Annotated in this window: 19 protein-coding genes; 12 read left to right on the top strand and 7 right to left on the bottom strand. The window is 67.5% G+C overall.

From position 1 onward, the window contains the following. The 3 genes from WIX39_RS18450 to WIX39_RS18440 form a co-directional block, all read right to left on the bottom strand. Positions 1-282: a pentapeptide MXKDX repeat protein gene (locus WIX39_RS18450; protein ID WP_106934365.1), complete on the bottom strand. Its 282-nt coding sequence runs from the start codon at positions 280-282 to the stop codon at positions 1-3. A 105-nt stretch (positions 283-387) separates the two neighbouring features. Then, positions 388-1,179 (bottom strand): molybdopterin-binding protein, encoded by a 792-nt coding sequence (locus tag WIX39_RS18445; RefSeq protein WP_409195550.1) that lies wholly within the window; start codon positions 1,177-1,179, stop codon positions 388-390. A gap of 7 nt (positions 1,180-1,186) precedes the next feature. Further along, positions 1,187-1,834: a cytochrome b/b6 domain-containing protein gene (locus tag WIX39_RS18440; protein WP_409195549.1), complete on the bottom strand. Its 648-nt coding sequence runs from the start codon at positions 1,832-1,834 to the stop codon at positions 1,187-1,189. Positions 1,835-1,932: 98 nt separating this feature from the next. Between WIX39_RS18440 and WIX39_RS18435 the strand changes: the two genes are divergently transcribed. The 4 genes from WIX39_RS18435 to WIX39_RS18420 all read left to right on the top strand — a co-directional run bounded on the left by WIX39_RS18435 (position 1,933) and on the right by WIX39_RS18420 (position 6,512). Then, positions 1,933-2,658, top strand: a complete 726-nt coding sequence (locus tag WIX39_RS18435) for a response regulator transcription factor (protein WP_081266371.1) — start codon at positions 1,933-1,935, stop codon at positions 2,656-2,658. Continuing rightward, positions 2,655-4,154: a sensor histidine kinase gene (locus tag WIX39_RS18430; RefSeq protein WP_106934368.1), complete on the top strand. Its 1,500-nt coding sequence runs from the start codon at positions 2,655-2,657 to the stop codon at positions 4,152-4,154. Before WIX39_RS18435 ends, WIX39_RS18430 begins: the two co-directional genes overlap by 4 nt. A 14-nt stretch (positions 4,155-4,168) precedes the next feature. After that, entirely contained in the window at positions 4,169-5,155 is a 987-nt protein-coding gene (locus WIX39_RS18425) for a crotonase/enoyl-CoA hydratase family protein (RefSeq protein ID WP_409195548.1), read from the top strand. A 139-nt stretch (positions 5,156-5,294) separates the two neighbouring features. Continuing rightward, positions 5,295-6,512: a glycerophosphodiester phosphodiesterase gene (locus WIX39_RS18420; RefSeq protein WP_409195547.1), complete on the top strand. Its 1,218-nt coding sequence runs from the start codon at positions 5,295-5,297 to the stop codon at positions 6,510-6,512. A gap of 17 nt (positions 6,513-6,529) precedes the next feature. Here WIX39_RS18420 and WIX39_RS18415 read toward each other — a convergent pair whose 3' ends face one another. Both WIX39_RS18415 and WIX39_RS18410 read right to left on the bottom strand, forming a co-directional pair. Further along, positions 6,530-8,059, bottom strand: coding sequence for an alpha/beta hydrolase family protein (locus tag WIX39_RS18415; protein ID WP_409195546.1), 1,530 nt, complete (start codon positions 8,057-8,059; stop codon positions 6,530-6,532). A 198-nt stretch (positions 8,060-8,257) separates the two neighbouring features. Next, a complete protein-coding gene (locus tag WIX39_RS18410; RefSeq protein ID WP_234382551.1) occupies positions 8,258-9,157 on the bottom strand; it encodes a transglutaminase family protein in 900 nt (299 codons plus the stop codon). Between the two features lie 142 nt (positions 9,158-9,299). Here WIX39_RS18410 and WIX39_RS18405 point away from each other — a divergent pair, with 142 nt between their 5' ends. After that, entirely contained in the window at positions 9,300-9,632 is a 333-nt protein-coding gene (locus tag WIX39_RS18405) for an antibiotic biosynthesis monooxygenase family protein (protein WP_285410700.1), read from the top strand. A 23-nt stretch (positions 9,633-9,655) separates the two neighbouring features. On the opposite strand, the gene mnmC is transcribed toward WIX39_RS18405, so the two are convergent. Continuing rightward, positions 9,656-11,497 carry an FAD-dependent 5-carboxymethylaminomethyl-2-thiouridine(34) oxidoreductase MnmC gene (gene mnmC, locus WIX39_RS18400; RefSeq protein WP_409195545.1) on the bottom strand — a complete coding sequence of 614 codons (1,842 nt, stop codon included), beginning with the start codon at positions 11,495-11,497 and terminating at the stop codon, positions 9,656-9,658. Positions 11,498-11,618: 121 nt separating this feature from the next. Then, positions 11,619-11,891 (bottom strand): oxidative damage protection protein, encoded by a 273-nt coding sequence (locus WIX39_RS18395; protein WP_012748083.1) that lies wholly within the window; start codon positions 11,889-11,891, stop codon positions 11,619-11,621. Positions 11,892-12,028: 137 nt separating this feature from the next. Between WIX39_RS18395 and WIX39_RS18390 the strand changes: the two genes are divergently transcribed. The 7 genes from WIX39_RS18390 to WIX39_RS18360 all read left to right on the top strand — a co-directional run bounded on the left by WIX39_RS18390 (position 12,029) and on the right by WIX39_RS18360 (position 18,053). Continuing rightward, on the top strand, positions 12,029-13,069 hold the full coding sequence (locus tag WIX39_RS18390; protein WP_106934375.1) for a sulfate ABC transporter substrate-binding protein: 1,041 nt from the start codon (positions 12,029-12,031) through the stop codon (positions 13,067-13,069). A gap of 136 nt (positions 13,070-13,205) precedes the next feature. After that, positions 13,206-13,790, top strand: coding sequence for an NADPH-dependent FMN reductase (gene ssuE / locus WIX39_RS18385; protein WP_106934376.1), 585 nt, complete (start codon positions 13,206-13,208; stop codon positions 13,788-13,790). A gap of 123 nt (positions 13,791-13,913) precedes the next feature. Continuing rightward, positions 13,914-14,051, top strand: coding sequence for a hypothetical protein (locus WIX39_RS18380; protein WP_172839890.1), 138 nt, complete (start codon positions 13,914-13,916; stop codon positions 14,049-14,051). 31 nt (positions 14,052-14,082) lie between these two features. Further along, the gene (locus tag WIX39_RS18375; RefSeq protein ID WP_106934377.1) at positions 14,083-15,039 is read left to right on the top strand and encodes a sulfonate ABC transporter substrate-binding protein; all 957 of its coding nucleotides are present in this window, start codon (positions 14,083-14,085) and stop codon (positions 15,037-15,039) included. Next, entirely contained in the window at positions 15,039-16,208 is a 1,170-nt protein-coding gene (gene ssuD, locus WIX39_RS18370; protein WP_106937433.1) for an FMNH2-dependent alkanesulfonate monooxygenase, read from the top strand. Before WIX39_RS18375 ends, ssuD begins: the two co-directional genes overlap by 1 nt. 14 nt (positions 16,209-16,222) lie before the next feature. Beyond that, entirely contained in the window at positions 16,223-17,068 is an 846-nt protein-coding gene (ssuC, locus tag WIX39_RS18365) for an aliphatic sulfonate ABC transporter permease SsuC (RefSeq protein WP_106934378.1), read from the top strand. Positions 17,069-17,078: 10 nt separating this feature from the next. After that, positions 17,079-18,053 carry an aliphatic sulfonate ABC transporter substrate-binding protein gene (locus WIX39_RS18360; RefSeq protein ID WP_081269381.1) on the top strand — a complete coding sequence of 325 codons (975 nt, stop codon included), beginning with the start codon at positions 17,079-17,081 and terminating at the stop codon, positions 18,051-18,053. The last annotated feature ends 1 nt before the right edge of the window (position 18,054 follow it).

Below are 18,054 nucleotides of genomic sequence, written 5' to 3'. Positions count from 1 at the left end.
TTACTTGGACATCGAGTCTTTAGACATGCTGTCCTTCGACATGGAGTCCTTCTTCATGGCGTCCTTGGACATGCTGTCCTTCGCCATCGAATCCTTCTTCATGCCGTCCTTGGACATCGAGTCTTTCGACATGGAGTCCTTCGCCATCGAGTCTTTCTTCATGGCGTCCTTGGACATCGAGTCCTTGGCCATGCCGTCCTTCGCCATTTCGTCGGCGGCAAAGGCAGAGGCGCCGGCGAAGGCGATGCAGGTGGCGAGCAGGGTTGCGGTGAGCTTGTTCATTTGGAGTCTTCCAGTTGAGGTGTCATTTTTCAAAAAAAGATCGGCCTGGTTCCTTGGAACACGGCCTCGCGCTTTCATCGGCAGTCGAGCGGCTGTGGCAGCCCCTCAGCTCCCTCCGAACCAGTTGTAGCCCTGGTCTTCCCAGTAGCCACCGGAATAGGTGTTGGTGACGAACATCGCCTTGATGTGCTTCGGGTTCTTGTAGCCAAGCTTCGTCGGCATGCGCAGCTTCATCGGAAAGCCGTACTTGGGCGGCAGCGGCTGGCCGTCGTAGGTCAGCGTCAGCAGCGTCTGCGGGTGCAGCGCGGTGGGCATGTCGATGCTGGTGTAGTAGTCGTCGGCGCACTTGAAGCCCACGTACTTGGCGGTGGTGTCGGCGCCGATGCGGCGCAGGAAGTCGGCAAAGCGCACGCCGCCCCATTTGCCGATGGCGCTCCAGCCCTCCACGCAGATGTGCCGGGTGATCTGGTCTTCCTGCGGCATGGCGCGCAGCTCGGCCAGCGTCCAGGCATGCTTGTCGGCGACCATGCCGGTCACTTCGAGCCTGTAGCCGGCTTCGTCGACCAAGCGCACTTCGTCTTCGCCGTAGTAGGCGTTGAACGGGAAGGGGCGGGTGATTTCGGCTTCGGAGTAGGTCGGCGCGAGCTGCGTGGGGCTGAAGATCAGGCCCTGCACCTTGTCGTTGAAGCGCGAGATCTTCGTCAGTGCTGCATCGACCTGCGCGTTGTCGCTGATGCTGCAGCCCGTGAGCAGCGACAGGCCGCCGAGCGTGAGCGAGCGTTGCATGAAGAGGCGGCGCGACGGCTGGTCGAGCTTCTTTTCGATCAGCGTGCGGGCTTCGCGCAGCACGGCCTCGCCGTCGATGCCGCTCAGGGTGGGTGCCTTGAAGATTTTCATGGTTGGGTCAGGCCTTGGGTGCGCGGCCGCGGAGCATGGTGAGAAGGGTGCGGGGCACCAGGGCCACCATCACCAGGTGCAAGACGACGAAGGCCACGATGGCGGCCATCGCGAAGAAATGGATGCGGCGCGCGAATTCGTAGCCGCCCAGCAGGTCGCGCAGCACCGCGAACTGCACCGACTTCCACAGCACCAGGCCCGACAGCACGATCACGATCAGGTCGAGCATCACGAACAGGTAGGCCAGCTTCTGCACGCTGTTGTAGCGACGCGGGTCGGCATGGGAGAGCTTGCCCTTGAGCGCGGCCAGCGCGTCGTGCAGCACGCCGCGCGGCGTGACGGGAAAGAACTTGGCCGCCAGCCGGCCGCTGGCGATGTTCAGCACCAGGTACACCAGGCCGTTGAACACCAGCAGCCACATGGCGGCAAAGTGCCACTGCAGCGCGCCGCCCAGCCAGCCGCCGAGCGTGACCACGGTGGGAATGGTGAACGGGAAGAACGGCGACGCGTCGTAGATGCGCCAGCCGCTCGTCACCAGCACCAGCACCGCCAGCGCATTGAGCCAGTGCGTGACGCGCATCCACAGCGGGTGGATGGGGCGGCGATCTGCCTCGGGGGCCTGGGCGGCGGGAGGAGCGATGGCTGTGCTGTTCATGGAGCGGATTGTTTGGCGCACCCCATGGCCGATTCATCACGCAAACTTCAATTAATCGTGATAACTCCGGACCGCGTATCGCGGGAGAATGCCACCCCATGGATACAGCCAAGCGCGTGCTGATCGTCGAGGACGACGCCCACATTGCCGAACTTCTGCGCATGCACCTGCGCGACGAGGGCTATGCGGTCGAGCACGCCGCCGACGGCCATGCCGGCCTGCGCGAGCTGGAGCGCGGCAACTGGGACGCGCTGGTGCTCGACCTGATGCTGCCCGGCATCGACGGCCTCGAAATCTGCCGCCGTGCCCGCGCCATGACGCGCTACACGCCGATCATCATCATCAGCGCCCGTTCCAGCGAGGTGCACCGCATCCTCGGGCTGGAGCTGGGCGCCGACGACTACCTGGCCAAGCCCTTCTCGGTGCTGGAACTGGTGGCGCGGGTGAAGGCGCTGCTGCGGCGCACCGACGCGCTGGCCCGCAACGCGCGCATGGAGTCGGGCAGCCTCACGCTGGGCAACCTCGACATCGAGCCGCTGGCGCGCGAGGTGCGGGTGGACGGCAGGCTCATTGAACTCACGCCGCGCGAGTTCGACCTGCTGTACTTCTTCGCTCGCAACCCCGGCAAGGTGTTCTCGCGGCTCGACTTGCTCAACCAGGTCTGGGGCTACCAGCACGACGGCTACGAGCACACCGTCAACACCCACATCAACCGGCTGCGAATCAAGGTCGAGGCCGACCCGGCGCAGCCGCGGCGCATCCTCACCGTGTGGGGACGGGGCTACAAGCTGTCGCCTGCCGCCAACGGGGAGGACTCGGCATGACGGCCTGGAGCACGCTGTCGCGGCGGCTTTCTGCCGTGTTCGCGGTGCTGCTGCTGGTGTGCTGCGGCGCCTCGGCGTGGCTGCAGATGCGCTCCAACGGCATTCACGAGCAGGAGGTCGTGCAGCGGCTGTCGCTCGGCCTGGCCGCGCACATCGCCGGGAACTCCGAGCTCATGAAGCCCGGCGGACTCAACCAGGAGGCGGTGAAAGACCTGTTCGACAAGCTGATGGCCGTCAATCCGAGCGTGGAGGTCTACCTGCTGGGCCTGGACGGCCGCATCAAGGCACAGGCGGCGCCGCAGGGGCACCTGAAGCGCGACACGGTCGGGCTGGAGCCGATCCGCAAGCTGCTCGCAGGCGCGCCGCTGCCCATCGGCGGGGACGACCCGCGCAGCCTCACCGCTTCCAAGGTGTTCAGCGCCGCGCCGCTGCGCATGGACGGGCGTGACGCGGGCTACGTCTACGTGGTGCTGCAGGGCGAGGACCACGATGCGCTGGTCGCCAACGTGGCCACCGACAACGTGCTGCGCACCACGCTGTGGTCGATGGGGCTGGTGGCGTTGCTCGGGCTGCTGGCGGGGCTTGCGGCCTTTCGCCTCATCACCCGGCCGCTGCGCGAGCTGACGGCGGCGGTGAAGCGCTTCGAGACCGAGGGCATCGCCTCGCTGGAGCGCGAGACGCCCACGCTGGAGCGCCTGTCTCGGGGCACCGACGAAATCGCACAGCTGGGCCAGGCCTTCACGCAGATGACGCGGCGCATCGCCGAGCAATGGCGCGAGCTCACGCTGCAGGACCAGCAGCGCCGCGAGCTGTTCGCCAACATCTCGCACGACCTGCGCACGCCGCTCACGTCGCTGCACGGCTACCTCGAAACCCTGCTGCTCAAGGCCGGCACGCTCAGCGAGGAAGAGCGCCGGCGCTATCTGGAAATCGCGCTCGGGCAGAGCCGCAAGGTCGGCCGCCTCGCGCAGGAAGTGTTCGAGCTGGCCCGGCTCGAGTACGGCGTGGTCAAGCCCGAGAAAGAAAACTTCGCGCTGGCCGACCTGGTGCAGGACGTGTTCCAGAAGTTCGAGCTGGCGGCCGAGGCGCGCCACCAGCGGCTGAAGCCCGACATCGCGCCGGGCCTGCCGGTGGTGTCGGCCGACCTGGGAATGATCGAGCGGGTGCTGACCAACCTGCTCGACAACGCCATCCGCCACACGCCGGCGGGCGGCGAGATCGTGGTGCAGTTGCGCCCGGAGAACGCCGGCGTGACGGTGCAGGTGAGCGACACGGGCCCGGGCATTCCGGGCGAGCTGCAGAAGTCGCTCTTCATGCGCCCGGTGTTCATGAGCGGCTCGCGCACCGACAGCGCCAGCAGCGGCGGGCTGGGCCTGGTGATCGTCAAGCGCATCCTGCAACTGCACGACAGCGACATCCGCCTGGTGCAGCAGCCCGACAAGGGGGCCGTGTTCCGCTTCCAGCTGGGCGGTGCGGGGAGCGCGGCAGGGGCCTGATCGGCGGTTTGCCTGTGGTGGGGGGCGATGCTACAAGCGTGGCGCGATCCGTCCCAAAACACAGGAGACAAGAGACCATGCCAGTTTTCGACACCGTCCTGATCGACAAGGATCCGCAGCACCCGCGCATCGCGCGCCTCGTGCTGAACCGCCCCGAAAAGCTCAACGCCATCGGCGAGACCACGCCCTCGGAAATCCGACGCGCGGTCGAGTGGGCCGAGGCCGACGACGAGGTGCACGTCATCGTGGTCGAGGGCGCGGGCCGCGCCTTCTGCGCCGGCTACGACCTTGGCGACTACGCCGAGGGCCAAGGCCGCGAAGGGCAGGGCGACCACCCCTGCCGGCAGGAGAAGTCACCGTGGGACCCGATGCTGGACTACGCCGCCATGAAGGGCAACACCGACGACTTCATGGCTCTCTGGCGCAGCCGCAAGCCCACCATCGCCAAGGTGCACGGCTACGCAGTGGCCGGCGGCAGCGACATCGCGCTGTGCTGCGACCTGCTCGCCATGGCCGACGACGCACGCATCGGCTACATGCCCACGCGCGTGTGGGGCTGCCCGACCACCGCCATGTGGACCTATCGGCTCGGCGCCATGCGCGCCAAGCAGCTCATGTTCACCGGCGACACCATCGACGGAAAGCAGGCGGCCGAATGGGGCCTGGCGAACTTCTCCGTGCCCGCCGACCGGCTCGACCAGGCCACGCTGAAGCTGGCCCTTCGCATCGCGGGCGTGCCGCGTTCGCACCTGATGATGCACAAGCTGGTGGTCAACCAGGTCTGGCATTCGATGGGGCTGGAACAGAGCCAGATGTTCGCCACCGTGTTCGACGGCATCACGCGCCACAACCCGGAGGGCATGTGGTTCCGGCGGCAGGCGGAGGCCGAGGGCTTCAAGAGCGCCGTCGCGTGGCGCGACAGCGGGCGGGATATTCCGGAAGGCGACGAGGCCCGGGCACGCATCGCGGAACTCGAAGCGAAGCTGGCCGCGCGCGGCTGAGCTGGCGCCCTTCGTCGCGTGGCCAATGTCACGCGACGGACATTTCCTCCCTCGATGATCCGGCGCGCCTTCTGCCAATCCGTTTGACGGCAAAAGACGTGTCAATTTACATCGATGTGAACAAAAGGGAGGAATTTAAATGCAATTGCTTGATTTTTCGAGGACCGTGCTGGCGGCTGGTGCCTGCGCGTTCATGGCGGCGTGTGGCGGCGGCAGTGGCGACGCAGGGCCGATGCCGCTGTTCTTGCCGGCTTCACCTCCGCCGGCGGCTCCCGCGCCTGCGCCTGCGCCGGCCCCGGCGCCCGTGGAGGCGGCACCCCCGCTCGTCATCGGGCATCGCGGTGCATCGGCGCTTCGGCCCGAGCACACGCTGGCGTCATACCAGCAGGCCATCGACGACGGAGCCGACTTCATCGAGCCTGACCTCGTGCCCACCAAGGACGGCGAACTCGTTGCCCGCCACGAGAACGCCATTGCCATCGTCAAGGACGGAAACCTCGTCGAGGCCACCACCAACGTGGCCGACGTGCCTAAGTTCGCCAGCCGCATGACCACCAAGGTGATCGACGGTACCTCGGTCACCGGCTGGTTCACCGAGGACTTCACGCTGGCCGAGCTGAAGGAGCTCAAGGCCCGTGAGCGCATTCCGAAGCTGCGCCCGGCGAACGTGTCGTACAACGACCAGTTCCAGGTGCCCACGCTCGACGAAGTGATCCAGCTCGCCAAGTCGCAGTCGGTGGCCAAGGGCCGCGTGATCGGCGTCTACCCCGAGACCAAGCACCCGACCTACTTCCGCTCGATCGGCCTGCCGCTGGAGAAGAAGCTGATCGACACGCTGCAGAAGCACGACCTGAACAAGGCCGAGGCGCCGGTGTTCGTGCAGTCCTTCGAAACCGGCAACCTGAAGGACATCCGCCTGAAGAGCACGGTGAAGATCGTCCAGCTCATCGACGGGCAGGGCGCGCCCTACGACCTCGTGGCCCTGAGCGACAAGCGCACCTACGCCGATCTCGTGAAACCCGAAGGCCTGGCGGAGATCGCGACCTACGCGCAGGGCATCGGCGTGGCCAAGGCGCGCGTGATCCCGGTGGCGGACGGCAAGCTCGGCGCACCGACCACGCTCGTGAAGGACGCGCACGACAGGAAGCTGCTGGTCCATGTCTGGACGATCCGCCCGGAGAACAACTTCCTGCCGGACAGCCTCAAGAAAGAGCCGAAGACCGATCCGACCGCATACGGCGACACCGCCGGGGAGATCAAGGCCTTCCTTGACGCAGGCATCGACGGCCTCTTCGCCGACAGCCCCGCCACGGCGGTGCCGGCGGTCAGGGCGTATCGCGCGGCACGGCGCAACTAGGGCGCGCTGAACTCAGATCAGATCGGTGGCGAGCAGGACGGCAGGAGCGGGCGCACGTTGATCGTGCTCGAGCCATCGTCCACGCTCACCGCGTTGCGGGTGAAGTTGCAGCCGTACCTCGAATCCTTGATCGTGGAAGGGGTCAGAACGTCGTCGCCGGCGGGCTTCGCGTTGTTGTCCTTTTCCCAGCCGATCATGGCGACGAAGGCTTCCTCCTGCTCCTTGATGGTGAAGTCGCAATGGGTGATGCCGCGGATGGCGCGCTGCACCAGCCACTGGCTGTTGCCCTTGGCCGCCACGCGCCTGTTGTAGATCTGTTCCATGCTGAAGGGCACGTACATGTCGCCAAGCGTGTGCAGCGTGACCACCGGGATCTTGAACTCGCCGTTGACCTTGGGAATCCAGCGCAGGCCGTCGGTGCGCAGGCGGTTCGCGTCCGGTGCGGCCGTGAGCTTCTGGGCGAGCGCGTTGAGTTCGTCCGATGCGGTGGTGTCGCCGTCGATCTTGTAGACGAAGCGGTTGGTGTCCAGCGTGCTCTTGTTGAGGATGCCGTTGACCGTGCCGTCACTGCCGAACACGCCCCACACCGCCTGGAACGAGCGGCCGTTCTGCAAGGAGAAGTTGAACAGGGGCCGCGGTCCGCCGGTCAGGTTCTCGAGCACCGAGGCGTACTGGTTTCCGACAGTGCCGTTGGGCGCGATGGCCGTGGCCGAGAAGGTGGAGAAGAGCGCCGGGGTGACCTGCGCCGCGATGTCCGCCCATTTGGGTGTCGGATAGCTCGCTTTCCCTGCCAGCGCCTGCGCCGCCACCTGCGCGGCGGCAAAGTAGTCGAACAGCTCCGTGTCGCCCACCACGCCGCACATCGGCACCGCGCCGTTGTACTTCACCTTGTGGTTGGCCGTGGCGTAGGTTTCGTCCTCGATGGCAGCCGCCGTGATGTGGCCGCCCATCGAATGGCCGGTGATGAATATCTTCGACGGCGCGGCCAGGTTGCGGCCGCGGGCCTTGGCGATGGCGTTGAACTGCAGGGCGAGGGCGTTGGTGTCTTCCACGCCGGCGCGCACGTCGTAGTAGTTCTTGCTGTAACTGGAGGCGGCCCAGGCGTAGCCGTTCTGGATCAGGTAGCGGCGGATGGTGGGCGTGCCGGCTTGCAGCAGGTTGCCTTCGCCCGCATAGCCGTGCGCATACATCACGAGCTGGCCGTTCCAGTTGGCGGGCACCTCGACGTTGTACTGGGCCCCACCCAGCATGCCGGCCCAGCGGCTGGTCGTGCTGTTGTCGACCGTGTCGCTGCCGTCCGCGGCGAGCGCGGCGAAGGTGGTGGCCGAGGGATCCGCCGGCGCGAACGAATTGCGGCTGTCCTGCAGGCGGGTTTCTTCGGCGACGGGAGCGGGGGGCGGCGCGGGAGGCGGCGGTGCGGCAGGCGCGGGTGCGGGCGTGGGCGCGGGAATGAAGCCGAGGCTGTTGCCGCCGCCGCCTCCACCGCCGCAGGATGCGACCGCGAGGCTGGCTGCCAGTGCAAGAAGTGTCAGGCGTGCTGAATGCATGGGGTGTCTCTCTCCGTTCTTGTGAGTTCTCGAGAAGAAATGACCGGCGCGGCGCTGCACCCGCGATCGTTCAGAACGATCGTGCTATTTCGCTGGCCGGCGGCGCAGCGTAGAGGTGTTGGGGAATGTGGCGCTGCGGGGTTTCCCGCAACGGCTATCGCCTGCGCGACAGCAGCCGTCGATCGGCGGGGGCGCGCCTCAGTTCTTGCGGCGCGTGACCACCACCGTCGCCTCTAGGCCTTCGTAGGCCTCTGCATCGCCGTACCAGCTGCCGGAGATCGGCGCCGCCTGTGCCGGATCGCGCGTGACGCCGACGCGGATCAGCTGGCCGCTGCCCATCAGGTTGTTGGTCGGGTCGAAGGCCATCCAGCCGATGCCCGGCAGGTAGGCCTGCAGCCAGGCATGCGTGGTGCCGGCGCCGGTCATCGAATCGCCCTTGGCCTGCGCCGCGGTGTCGAGCGCGGCGTCGTAGATGTAGCCGGAGACGAAGCGCGTGGCGATGCCCAGGCGCCGCGCCGCTTCCATCATCAGCAGCGCGTAGTCGCGGCAGCTGCCGCTGCCCAGCGCCAGGGTGGCGAGCGGTGTCTGGGTGCCTTCTTCGTCGCGCGCCTTGTATTCGAGGCTCTGGCCGATGTGCGCGTTCATGCGCGCGAGCACCTCGCGCGTGCTGTTGGGCTTGTCGGTGTGCAGGAACTGGTGGGCCCAGCGGATCAGCGTGCCCTGCGTGTCGTCGTCGTGGTGCGGGCGCAGGTAGTGCTCGAGGTCCAGGCGCTCCTGCACCGTATAGGCGAAGGGCAGGAATTCGGCGGCCGGGTCGAGCGCCAGCTGGTCCTGCTGGGCAGGCACATGCTCGATGGTGAACGAGCACACGATGCGCAGCTCGGTCGCCTCGCCCATCGGCTGCACCAGCGCGACGGAATTGGAGTGCGGGTCCTGGATGAGTCGGGTGAATGCCTCCGGGCTCACCTGCAGGTCGGTGGCGAGCACGCGCAGGTCATGGCTGTCGCGCGGTCGGAACATCACGCGGTGCAGACCGAAAGTGACCGGCTTGTTGTAGCGGTAGACGGTGGTGTGCTTGATGTCGTATTGGGTGGCCATGCGATGCATTCTCACGCGTTCGAATGACGGGCGGTTGGTTGATTGCAGTACCCATGCCGCAGAATCAGCCCCCGTTTGGCCCCCGTTCGGCCCGCACCGGGCCGGGCTTTTGCCGACTTTTCCGGGAGGTTTCGATTCCGCCATGTACTCCGCTACCTTCATCTTTGCCAAGAAGCAGTTCGACGACGAGTTCCACCGCCTCGACCAGACCATCGCCGCCGCGGCGAAGTCGCTGCCCGGCTACCTGGGCGAGGAGACGTGGGAGAACCCCGGCAACGGGCTGGTGTCGAACGTCTACTACTGGGACTCGCTGGACAGCCTGCAGGCGCTGATCCGCCACCCCGTGCACCAGCAAGCGAAGGCCGCGCAGGCGAACTGGCTCGACGGGTACAAGGTCGTGATTTCCGAGGTGCTGCGCACCTACGGCGACACCCGCATCGACCACATGCTGGCGCCTTCGCGGCAGCCCGGCTGACGACCTGCCCGAACGGGCGCGCCTCAGAGGCGCTGGGTGCCCAGCGCCTTGGCCAGCGTGGCTGGCAGTGGCAGCGGCTCGGCATGCCACTGCGCGGCCAGCAGTTCGGCGCACAGCGCCGCGAAGCTGAGGCCGCGCGAGCCCAGTGCGGTGCAGGCCCAGAGGCCCGTGGCGGAGCCGTCGAGCGGGCCGACCAGCGGGCGGCGGTCGCCTGAGGCGCAGCGGATGCCCACCCAGCTTTCGACATCGCCGCTCAAGAACGACGGCGCCAGCGCTGCGGCGGAAGCGGGATGCAACCGGCTCAGCCGTTCGCGGTTCGCATCGGCGTCGGCCGCTGTCGCTGCGAGGTCGGTGCTGTCGCGGTCGAAGGTCGCACCGGCCAGCCAGATCGGGGCGCCGGCGCCGTTGGGTACATGGGCGATCAGGTGGCCATCGCCGTTGATCGGGGTTGCGGGCAACGCGGCGCCATCGGGCATGGGCCCCCAGGCGACCTGGCCGCGCACCGGCTGCAGCGGAAGGGCGGGTGCGAAGCGGCCTGATTCATGGCCGGCGCAGACGACCACGCGGTCCGCCTCGGCCAGCAGCTGGCCGGCCGGGTCATGCAACTGCCAGGGTCCGCCAGGCTCCCGCTCCACCCGCGCCACACGGCAACCGCCGCGGAATTCGACGCCCGGCTGGCGCAGCCAGGCTGCGATCAGCCGGTGCGGCCGCACCCACGCCGCCTGCCCATGCCAGAGCGCGGCGGTGTCGCCGGGCAGGCCGACAGTGGCCAGTTGCCCGTCGTTCGCGGGCCAGGACTCGTTGGGGCCGCTGGCGCTCCAGCCGGCAGGCACGCGCACGTCGCCGTCAGGCCGGCGCTCGAGCACGCCGCTGGCGCGCCAGTCGCGGCCTTCTTCCAGCAGCCTCTCGAGTTCCGTCCAGGTGACGCGGATGCCGGCGCGCGTGAGCCGCGACAGCAGCGCGTCGTCCGGCGACACATGCGGCGCGAGCATGCCCACGGGCAGCCCCGACGCACCGGAGGCTGGCCAGTCGGCCGCGTCGAGCACGGTGACCCGCCAGCCGCGCCGCGCCAGGCTCGCCGCCACCGCCGCACCGGCCAGGCCGGCGCCGACGACGGCGCAGCGCCCCGGCGCCCCGATGCGCTCGGGCACGGGTTCGCGCCGGCGCACCGTCCAGGCGGGTGCGAACACGCCGCGCAGGCAGTCTCGCTTGGGTGGCAGGCCCTGGTGTTTCTCGACCGTGAAGCCGTATTGGGCCAGCGCATCGCGGATCGCCCGCGCGATGGTCCAGGTGGCGATGCGGGTGTCTTGCCGTGCGAAGCGCGACACGGCCTTCAGCGTGTCCGCCGACCACATGCCGGGGTTCTGCTGCGGGCTGAAGCCATCAAGAAAGATGCTGTCGGCGTCGAAGCGCTGCGCGCGCAGCATCGGCTGCACGTCGCCGATGCACAGCGTGAGCAGCACCCGGCCATCGTCGAAGGCCAGGCGGTGGAAGCCGGGCAGCAGCCCGTGCCATTGCGCGGCCAGTTCGCCGGCCAGCGCAGCAAGCTCGGGGTAGGCCCCGGCCGCGCGCAGCAGGTCGCCGGACGAGACCGGATGCGCCTCGATAGAGACGAAGTGCAGCATGCGCGGCCGCTCGGGATCCGCGCGCCACGCCTGCCAGGTTGTCAGGAAATTGAGGCCAAGCCCGAAGCCGGTTTCGAGAACCAGCCATTGCGGCTGTCCGGCCCAAGCCTCGGGCAGGCCGCAACCGCCCAGGAACACATGGCGCGATTGCGCCAGTGCGCCGGTTTCGGTGTGATAGATGTCGTCGAAGCGTTCGCTGCGCGGCACGCCGTCGGCGCGCCAAGTCACTGGTTCAGCCATGACGGAACGATCCAGAGGGCCTCTTCACCAGGGGTACCGCGGAACCGGCTTTGCCGGGCCGCTGGTGCCGCCCCCTGAAAGGGGGTTGGCGAAGCGACACGAAGTGCGCGAAGACTGGGGGTCAGTTTGACGGGGGTACGTAGCCTTGCGCCACGTCGGCGCCTTCGCCGAAGAAGTGCTTTTCCATCTGGCGCGCCAGGTACTGGCGGGCGCGCAGGTCGGCCAGGTTCAGCCGGTTTTCATTGACCAGCATCGTCTGCTGCTTCAGCCAGGCGGCCCAGGCCTCCTTGCTGACGTTCTCCCACAGGCGCTTGCCCAGTTCTCCGGGATAGGGCGGGAAGTCGAGCCCTTCGGCCTCTTTGCCGAGCTTGATGCACTGAACCATGCGTGCCATTTCTGTTGCCTCTGGTGGGGAAAGCGGTTGCTTAGTTGATTTAGCTATTTAGAACTGAAAACTTGGTCGTTCCAGTTTCTATATGTCGTATTGAGAATACGCAGCTTCATTGATATGCCTTTTTAGAGCAAGACACCATGAGCCTTCGCCGCGACTTTATCAAGCTTTCCCTGGGTGCCGGCGTGGCCGGTGCCATGGCCCTGTCGGCATTGCCGACGTTCGCCCAAGGCGGCGCGGGTACCGTGACGCTGCTGAACGTGTCCTATGACCCGACCCGCGAGCTGTACGTGGACTACAACCAGGCCTTCGCCAAGTACTGGAAGGGCAAGACCGGCCAGGACGTCACGGTCAAGCAGTCGCACGGCGGCTCGGGCAAGCAGGCCCGCTCGATCATCGACGGTATCGACGCCGACGTGGCCACGCTGGCCTTGGGCGGCGACATCGACGCGCTCGTCACGCACGGCGGCCTCGTCAAGCCAGACTGGCAGAAGCGCCTGCCGCACAACTCGGCGCCGTACACCTCGACCATCGTGTTCCTGGTGAAGAAGGGCAACCCCAAGGGCCTGAAGGACTGGGACGACCTGGTCAAGCCCGGCGTGCAGGTGATCACCCCCAACCCCAAGACCTCGGGCGGCGCCCGCTGGAACTACCTGGCCGCGTGGGAATTCGCCAAGCGCAAGTACGGTGGGGATGCGAAGGCCAAGGAATACATCGGCAACCTGTTCAAGAACGTGCCGGTGCTCGACACCGGCGCGCGCGGCGCGACCATCACCTTCGTGCAGCGCGGCGTGGGCGACGTGCTGCTGGCCTGGGAGAACGAAGCCTTCCTGGCGCTGAAGGAATTCGGCCCCGAGAAGTTCGAGATCGTGGTGCCTTCCATCTCCATCCTGGCCGAGCCCAGCGTGGCGGTGGTCGACAAGGTCGTCGACAAGAAGGGCACGCGTGCCGTGGCCGAGGAATACCTGAAGTACCTGTACTCGGACGAAGGCCAGGACATTGCCGGGCGCAACTTCTACCGCCCGACATCGGACAAGGCCAAGGCCAAGTATGACAAGCAGTTCCCCAAGCTCACGCTGGTGACCATCGACCAGGCCTTCGGCGGTTGGGCGAAGGCGGACAAGGAGCACTTCGCCGACGGCGGCTCCTTCGACCAGATCTACGCCCCGAAGCAGAAGTAACCCCCCAGGCTGCGCGCACTTCGTGTCGCTTCGCCCACCCCCATGCCGGGGGCGGGCCGGCCGCTTCGGGCGGCCGTGCGCGGCGGCCCCCAGGCATTCGCGCTCCTCGCTCCTCTTTACCGAACGAAAGTCTCTTGTGTCCGTTCTCCTGATTGCCGGCAGCCCTTCGGCCCCGTCCCGTTCCACCGCCTTGCTCGAAGCGGTGGGTGAGCGGCTGGCCCAGCGCCATGCGCGGATCGAGCGGCTCGCCATTCGCGACCTGCCGGCGCAGGCGCTGCTGCTGGCCGAGTGGAACCATCCGGCCATCGTCAACGCGATCGCCAAGGTGGCGGAGGCCCGCGTGGTCGTGGTGGCCACGCCGGTCTACAAGGCCGCCTACAGCGGCGTGCTCAAGGTCTTTCTCGATCTGCTTTCGCAGAACGCCCTCAAGGGCAAGACGGTGCTTCCGCTGGCCACCGGCGGCAGCCCGCACCACATGCTCGCGCTCGACTACGCCCTGCGGCCCGTGCTGCAGTCGCTGTCGGCGCGCCACATCCTGCCGGGCGTGTACGCCAGCGATTCGCAGATCACGCTGACGCCCGAGAACGCCTACCAGGTGCACCACGACCTGGCCGAGCGGCTCAACGAAGCCGTCGAAGTGCTTGCCACCGAAGGCCTGAAGCTGCCGCCAACCCACGGCTTCGAGCCGGTGCCTTTCTCGCGCGTGCGATGTAGCGTCTGAAGCCGGGGCTCCGCGCGAGCCCGGCTCTTCCGACCTCATCCCTGATCCCGCTTTTTGAGAACCGCCTGTGCGCGGCGCGGGACAGCTTTTGCCCGACGTTTTGCAACACCAAGGAATCCACGCATGAACCCCGTTGCCACCGAAGACTCCGTGCTCGATGCCTCGCCGCGCTCCCTCTGGCACGCGCTGGGCGATCTGGCTGCCAGCGTCATCGTCGTCAGCGCCATCGCGCTGATCGTGAGTTTCATCGCCGCCGCGTGAGCACGCGGCTCAACCACATCCAGGCATTGCCATGACATTGATTTCCACACCCCGCCGCCGGCTCATCCAGGGCGTTGCCGTCGCCGCCGTGCTGCCGTCTTTCGCCGCGCTGGCCCAGGCGCCCGCGCGCCAGCTCCGCATCGGCAACCAGAAAGGGCCGCTGAGCGTCCTCAAGGGCCGCGGAACGCTCGAGAAGCGTCTGGCGCCGCTGGGCGTGACCGTGAAGTGGACCGAGTTCACCGCCGGTCCCGTGCAGCTCGAAGCATTGAACGTCGGCTCGATCGACTTCGGCGACGTGGGCGAGGCGCCCCCCATCTTCGCGCAGGCTGCCGGCGCGCCGCTGGCCTATGTGGCTGCGACCGTGCCGCGTCCGAAGGCCGAGGCGGTGCTCGTGCCCAAGGGCTCGGCCATCAAGACCGTGGCCGACCTGAAGGGCAAGAAGATCGCGCTCAACAAGGGCTCGAACGTCCACTACTTCATCGTCAAGCTGTTCGAGAAGCACGGCCTGCCGTATGCCGACCTGAACCTGGTCTACCTGCCGCCGGCCGACGCGCGCGCCGCCTTCGAGAAGGGTTCGGTCGACGCCTGGGTCATCTGGGACCCGTTCCTGGCCGCGGCCGAGAAGTCGCTCGACGCGCGCATCCTGGCTGACGCCACCGGCGTGGTGGGCAACCGCGGGTACTACTTCTCGTCGCTCGACTACGTGGCCAGGAACGCCGACGTGCTGGCCATCGCGGTCGAGGAGATCAACAAGATCGACGTCTGGGGCGCAGCCAACAAGGGCGACTACGCGGGCGAGCTCGCCACGCTCTGGGGCCTGCCGAGACCGGTGGCCGATCTCTCCGTGGGCCGCGTGGACTACGGCACCGCAGCCATCACCAAGGCCATCCTCGCCGAGCAGCAACAGATCGCCGACACCTTCTTCGCGCTGAAGCTGATCCCCAAGAAGATCAACGTGCTCGAAGCAGCCGGCGCCGGAGTCGCGTGATGCAGATTTTCTGGTTCCTCCCCACGCACGGCGACAGCCGCTACCTGGGCACGAGCGAAGGCGCGCGCCCCATCGACCTGGCCTACCTGCAGCAGATTGCCGGCGCGGCCGACAACCTCGGCTACGAGGGCGTGCTCATTCCCACGGGCCGTTCGTGCGAAGACCCGTGGGTCATCGCGTCGAGCCTGATCGGCGCGACCAGGAAGCTCAAGTTCCTGGTGGCGGTGCGCCCGGGCCTGCACCAGCCCAGCCTGGCCGCGCGCATGGCCGCGACCTTCGACCGGCTCTCGGGCGGCCGCCTGCTGGTGAACCTGGTGACGGGCGGCGACCGGGCCGAGCTGGAGGGCGACGGTGTCTATCTCGACCATGCCGCGCGCTACGAGCAGTCGGCCGAATTCATCCGCATCTGGCGCGAGATCATCGCGCGCAGCCATGAAGGGCAGTCCTTCGACTACGAAGGCAAGCACCTGAGCGTGAAGGGCGCCAAGCTGCTGTACCCGCCGGTGCAGAAGCCGTATCCGCCCGTGTGGTTCGGCGGTTCGTCGGCCGCGGCGCACGATCTTGCGGCGGAGCAGGTCGATGCCTACCTCACCTGGGGCGAGCCGCCCGCGGAAGTCGCCAAGAAGATTGCCGACGTGCGCGCGCGCGCCGAGCGCAAGGGCCGCAAGGTGGAGTTCGGCATTCGCCTGCACGTGATCGTGCGCGAGACCGAAGACGCCGCCTGGAAAGCCGCGGAGGAACTCATCAGCCGCGTGGACGACGAGACCGTGATCCGCGCACAGGCCGCTTTTGCGCGCATGGACTCCGAAGGCCAGCGCCGCATGGCCGCGCTGCATGCGGGCGGCGCGAAGCGCTCGCGCGCCGACCTGGAGATCGCGCCGAACCTCTGGGCCGGCGTGGGCCTGGTGCGCGGCGGAGCAGGCACCGCACTGGTGGGCGATGCGAAGACCGTCGCCGCGCGCATCGAGGAATACGCGGCGCTCGGCCTCGACAAGTTCATTCTCTCGGGCTACCCGCACCTGGAGGAGGCGTACCGCTTCGCCGAGCTGGTGTTCCCGCTGCTATCGCGCAAGGCGAAGACGCAGCTGGCGGGCGGCTCGCTCAGCGGCCCGTTCGGCGAGGTCGTCGCCAACCTCGACGCCCCCTCGCGCCTCGTTTCCCAAAGCTAGAAGGACCGCATGCCATGACGGAACAAGTTCAGGAACTGCCGGCCGTCGCGCCGGCCGAAAGCGAGGGCAGCGTGCTCAAGTCCTTCGCGGTCAATGTCGCGAAGCGGCTGGTGCCGTGGCTCGTGCCCGTGGGGCTCATCGTGTTCTGGCAGATCGCGTCGTCGCTGGGCTGGCTCAGCACGCGCGTGCTGCCGGCACCGGTCGATGTGGTCAAGGCCGCGTGGAACCTCACGGTGTCGGGCGAGCTGTGGACGCATGTGAAGGTGAGTGCCGGGCGTGCGCTGGCGGGGCTGGCCATCGGTGGCGGGGCGGGGCTGGCGCTCGGCCTGCTCACCGGTTCGGTGAAGTTCGCCGAGACGCTGCTCGACTCCACCATCCAGATGGTGCGCAACATTCCCGCGCTGGCGTTGATTCCGCTGGTGATCCTGTGGTTCGGCATCGACGAATCGGCCAAGCTGTTTTTGATCTCTGTGTCGGTGTTCTTCCCGATCTACCTGAACACCTTCCACGGCATCCGCAACGTCGATCCGCAGCTGATCGAGATGGGCCGCACCTACGGCCTGTCGCGCTGGCAGCTGTACCGCGAGGTGATCCTGCCGGGCGCGCTGTCGTCCATCCTCGTGGGGCTGCGCTTCTCGCTGGGGCTGATGTGGGTGATCCTGATCGTGGCCGAAACCATCTCGGCGCAGGCCGGCATCGGCTACCTCACGATGAACGCCCGCGAGTTCCTGCAGACCGACATCGTGCTGGTGGGCATCCTGCTGTACGCGCTGCTCGGCAAGCTGGCCGACCTGTTCGCGCGCGGACTGGAGCAATGGTGGCTGCGGTGGCATCCCGGCTACCAGCGCAAGGCGAAGTGAGGGCAGTGGCATGACGACGCATTCATCCGACATCTCGCGCCGCACGGCCATTGCGACCCTGGCCGCGCTGGGCTCGGGCGCGGTGCTCGCGCAGGGCCTGGCCGCGCGGCCCGTGACCGTGCGGCTGGGCTACCAGAAGTCTTCCACGCTGATCGCCGTGCTGAAGGCACAGGGCGTGCTCGAAAAGCAACTGGCGCCGCTCAACGCCACGCTGAGCTGGCACGAGTTCACCAGCGGCCTGCCGCTGCTGGAGGCGCTGAACCTCGACAACCTCGACATCAGCGCCGACGTGGCCGACACAGTGCCGGTGTTCGCACAGGCGGCCGGCGCCGAGCTGACTTTCATCGCGCAGGAGGCGCCGTCGCCCGCCGCGCAGGCCATCGTGGTGCGCGAAGACTCGCCGATCAGGACCGTGGCCGATCTCAAGGGCAGGAAGGTCGGCTTCGCGAAGGCAGCCGGCGCGCACTACCTGCTGATCGCCGCGCTCGACAAGGCCGGCCTGTCGTTCAGGGACATCGAGCCCGCCTACCTCACGCCCGCCGACGGCCGTGCTGCTTTCGAGAAAGGCGCCATCGACGCATGGGTGGTGTGGGACCCGTTCCTGGCCGCAGCGCAGCGCCAGTCGAAGGTGCGCGTGCTGGCCGACGGCGCGGGCATCGCGTCTTACCAGCGCTACTACCTTGCCAGCACCAAGTTCGCGAAGGCGCGGCCCGACGTGCTGCGCGTGGTCTACGCCGAGCTGGAAAAGACCGGCAAATGGGTCAAGCAGAACCCGAAGGACGCGGCGGCGCTGCTGTCGCCCGTGTGGGGCCTGGACGGCGCGACCATCGAGCAGGCCAACGCCCGCCGCAGCTACGCGGTGCGGCCGGTCGTGGCCGAAGGCCTGACAGAACAGCAGCGCATCGCCGATGCCTTCTTCGCCGAGAAGCTGCTGCCCAGAAAAATCGATGCGCTGAATGTGGCGCTGTTCAAACCCGGAGCCTGAA

Source organism: Variovorax sp. AB1(2024), from assembly GCF_037482385.2.
Taxonomy (GTDB): Bacteria; Pseudomonadota; Gammaproteobacteria; order Burkholderiales; family Burkholderiaceae_C; genus Variovorax.
This window is presented reverse-complemented; position numbering and strand designations above follow the sequence as displayed.